This window comes from Streptomyces sp. E2N166 (assembly GCF_003671715.1).
Lineage (GTDB): Bacteria > Actinomycetota > Actinomycetes > Streptomycetales > Streptomycetaceae > Streptomyces > Streptomyces thinghirensis.
In genome coordinates this window covers 972,314-976,292 of sequence record NZ_RAIF01000032.1, presented here as the reverse complement: position 1 = coordinate 976,292, position 3,979 = coordinate 972,314, and the positions used below count along the sequence as shown (strand labels likewise).

Below are 3,979 nucleotides of genomic sequence, written 5' to 3'. Positions count from 1 at the left end.
ACCGCGTCCGCCGGCGCCTCCGGCGGCGGCGGACCGGTCTCATGGGAGGTCATGCCTCCATTCAGCCCGAAACTTGCCCGCCAGGCAATTCTCTTGCCTCAGAGGCAAAAGGGCGGCAGGCAGGCGCGCAGTCGGCAGAGGCGAAGACGGTCGCGGGTGGGCGCGCTAACGGTTGCCCACCGCCTGCCTGACCAGGGTTTTTCCGAAGTCCCACATCAGCCCGCCGCCGTTGTGGGCGTCGTCCATCACCTCGGTGAAGGCGTCGACGAACCGGTCGGCGTCCGCCGCGTCGATGATCAGTGGCGGGATCAGCTTGATGACCTCCAGATGGTCGCCGGAAACCTGCGTCAGGATCCGGTGCCGTTGCAGCAGCGGCACCACGACCATCTGCGCGAACAGACCCTTGCGCGCGGCCTGCAGCATCGTCCAGCGGCCGCGCAGCTTCAGGGACCTGGGCCGGCCGAACTCGATGCCGATCATCAGCCCCCGCCCCCGGACGTCGGCGAGCAGCTCGTAGCGGTCCACCAGTTCCGTCAGCCGGGACTTCAGCCGCTCCCCCACCGCGGCCGCGTTCGCCACGATCTCCTCGTTCTCCATCACCGACAGCACCGCGAGGCCGGCCGCCATGGCCTGCGCGTTGGACCCGAAGCTCGCCGAGTGGACCTGCACCCGGTCCATCGAGGAGAACACCTTCTGGAAGATCCATTCCTTGCCCAGCGTGGCCCCCACCGGCACGTATCCGCCGGACAGCGCCTTGGCCACGCACACCAGGTCGGGCTCGACGCCGTCCTCGTGCTGGAAGGCGTAGAACCTGCCCGTCCGGCCGAGGCCCGTCTGCACCTCGTCGGCGATCAGCAGCGCCTTGTGCCGGTGCAGCAGCTCCTGCGCGGCGCGCAGATAGCCGGGCGGGGCCTCGTGCACGCCCTTGCCCTGGACCGGCTCCACGATCAGCGCGGCCACATCGCCGTGGGTCAGCTCCCGCGCCAGGGCGTCCAGGTCGCCGAGGGGGACGGCGGTGTCGGGGAGCAGCGGGGCGAAGCCGTCGCGGAAGCCGTCCTCGCCGTTGACGGACAGCGAGCCCGTGGTCAGGCCGTGGAAGGCGTGCGAGCAGTACAGGACCCTCGGCCGGCCGGTCGCGTACCGGGCGAACTTCAGCGCGGTCTCGACCGCCTCCGTGCCGCTGTTGCCGAAGAAGACCCGGCCCAGGTGCGGGCTGTAGGAGAGCAGCTTCTCGGCCAGCAGCCCGGGCAGCGGCGGACAGTCGAAGCGGGTGAGGTCGGCCAGCGAGGCGTCGAGGACGTCGTGCAGCGCCTTGCGTACGACGGGGTGGTGGCGCCCCAGGCCCATCACCGCGAACCCGGCGAGCATGTCCAGGTAGTCGTTGCCGTCCGCGTCCCAGAAGTGCGCGCCCTCGGCCCGCTCGTAGACCTTGTCGAAGCCGATGGTGTGCAGCATGCGCGGCAGCTGGTGGTTGAGGTGCTTGGCGTGCAGCTCGTACCGCTCGGCTCCCCGCTCGGCCAAGAGCGCGGCGAGATCGAACTCCTTGGTCATTCAGCTCTCTCCTTGGACTGGCGTGACGGTCCGTACGTCCCCGGCCTGATCTCCGGTCCCTTCCCCGGCCGGTGCGCCGACGGCCTGGGCACCGACGGCCTGTACGCCGACGGCCAGGCTCGCGCTGATCCGCCCGGCGATCTCGACCGGCGTGAGACCGATGTCGGCGAGCACCTCGGCGCGCTTGGCGTGCGCGAGGAACTGATCGGGGATGCCGAACCGGCGCACGGGCAGGTCGACGTCGGCGTCGCCCAGCGCCAGCGCCACCGCCGAACCGACCCCGGCGGCACGGCTGTTGTCCTCGACGACGGCCACCAGGCGGTGCCGGGCGGCCAGGGGCGCGAGTGCCGGGTCGACGGGCTTGACCCAGCGCGGGTCGACGACGGTGCACCGGATGCCGCGCGCTTCGAGCAGCTCGGCGGCGCGGAGGCAGACGGGTGCCATCACGCCGACGGCCACGAGCAGCACCTCGGGCCGGTCGGTCGCGTGCAGGACGTCCATGCCGCCGACCCGGCCGACGGCGGGTACGGCCGGTCCGACGGACTCCTTGGGGAAGCGCACCAGCGTCGGCGCGTCGTCGACGGCGACCGCCTCGCGCAGCTGGGCGCGCAGCTGGTCGGCGTCGCGCGGGGCGGCGATGCGCAGGCCCGGGACGACCTGGAGGACGGACATGTCCCACATGCCGTTGTGCGAGGGCCCGTCGGCGCCGGTGACGCCGGCCCGGTCGAGGACGAACGTGACACCGCAGCGGTGCAGGGCCACGTCCATGAGCAGCTGGTCGAAGGCGCGGTTGAGGAAGGTGGCGTAGACGGCGACGACCGGATGGAGGCCGCCGGTGGCGAGACCGGCCGCGGACACGGCGGCGTGCTGCTCGGCGATGCCGACGTCCCAGACCCGGTCGGGGAAGCGTTCGGCGAAGGCCGCGAGGCCGACCGGGTGCAGCATGGCCGCGGTGATCGCCACGACGTCGTCGCGCTCCTCGCCGATCCGGACGATCTCCTCGCCGAACACGGAGGTCCAGGACGGCCCGTTCGAGGGGCTGAGCGGCGCGCAGGTGAGCGGGTCCATCACACCGACGGTGTGGAAGTGGTCCTCCTCGTCGCGCAGGGCGGGTTCGTAGCCGCGGCCCTTCTCCGTGAGGCAGTGCACCAGGACGGGCCCGTGGAAGCGTTTCGCACGCCGCAGCGCCGACTCGACGGCCCCGATGTCGTGCCCGTCGATCGGGCCGACGTACTTCAGCCCCAGATCCTCGAAGAGACCCTGCGGGGCGAAGGCGTCCTTGAAGCCCTTCTTGGCGCCGTGCAGGGCCTCGTAGACGGTGTTGCCGACCACGGGGGTGCGCTGGAGGACGTCCTTGCCCCAGGCCAGAACCCGCTCGTAGCCGTCGGTCGTCCGGAGCGTCGCGAGGTGGTTGGCGAGGCCGCCGATGGTCGGGGCGTACGAGCGTTCGTTGTCGTTGACGACGACGATCAGGGGCCGGTCCCTGGCCGCCGCGATGTTGTTCAGGGCCTCCCAGGCCATGCCTCCGGTGAGCGCGCCGTCGCCGATGACGGCGACGACGTGTCCGCGCTCCCCCTGCACCTGGCGGGCCTTGGCGAGGCCGTCGGCCCAGCCGAGGACGGTGGAGGCGTGGCTGTTCTCGATGACGTCGTGCTCGGACTCCTCGCGCGAGGGGTAGCCGGACAGTCCGCCCTTGCCGCGCAGTTTGGAGAAATCCTGACGCCCGGTCAGGAGTTTGTGCACGTAGCTCTGGTGGCCGGTGTCCCACAGGATCCGGTCGGCCGGCGACTCGAAGACCCGGTGCAGGGCGACGGTGAGTTCCACCACGCCCAGATTGGGCCCGAGGTGTCCGCCGGTGCGGGCGACCGCGTGCACCAGGAACTCTCGTATCTCGTCGGACAGTTCGCCGAGTTCCGCCTCGGACAGCGCCTTCAGGTCGCGTGGTCCCCGGATGCTCTCCAGAATCGTCACGCTCGAGCCCCCTTCGGTCCGTGCTGTTCAGCTCACGGTGACGGCCGGCTCCCCCGACGCGCCGTCCTTCTCCATCTGCTCGGCGATCCGCATCGCCTCGTCGATCAGCGTCTCCACGATCTTGGATTCGGGGACGGTCTTGACGACCTCGCCCTTGACGAAGATCTGGCCCTTGCCGTTGCCGGAGGCGACGCCGAGGTCGGCCTCGCGGGCCTCGCCGGGGCCGTTGACGACGCAGCCCATGACGGCGACGCGCAGCGGGACGTCCATGCCCTCCAGGCCGGCCGTGACCTCCTCGGCCAGCTTGTAGACGTCGACCTGGGCACGCCCGCAGGACGGGCAGGAGACGATCTCCAGGCCGCGCCGGCGCAGGTTGAGCGACTCCAGGATCTGGATGCCGACCTTGATCTCCTCGACCGGCGGGGCCGACAGGGACACGCGGATGGTGTCGCCGATG

Annotated in this window: 3 protein-coding genes; all 3 read right to left on the bottom strand. The window is 71.2% G+C overall.

The window, feature by feature from the left end; translation table 11 throughout:
• Positions 1–165: 165 nt before the first annotated feature.
• Positions 166–1,551 carry an aspartate aminotransferase family protein gene (locus tag EBH09_RS31305; RefSeq protein ID WP_121750225.1) on the bottom strand — a complete coding sequence of 462 codons (1,386 nt, stop codon included), beginning with the start codon at positions 1,549–1,551 and terminating at the stop codon, positions 166–168.
• Entirely contained in the window at positions 1,552–3,522 is a 1,971-nt protein-coding gene (gene dxs, locus EBH09_RS31300; protein ID WP_121750224.1) for a 1-deoxy-D-xylulose-5-phosphate synthase, read from the bottom strand.
• 27 nt (positions 3,523–3,549) lie between these two features.
• A partial coding sequence (locus EBH09_RS31295; RefSeq protein WP_193776633.1) for a flavodoxin-dependent (E)-4-hydroxy-3-methylbut-2-enyl-diphosphate synthase occupies positions 3,550–3,979 on the bottom strand: 430 nt, incomplete at its 5' end.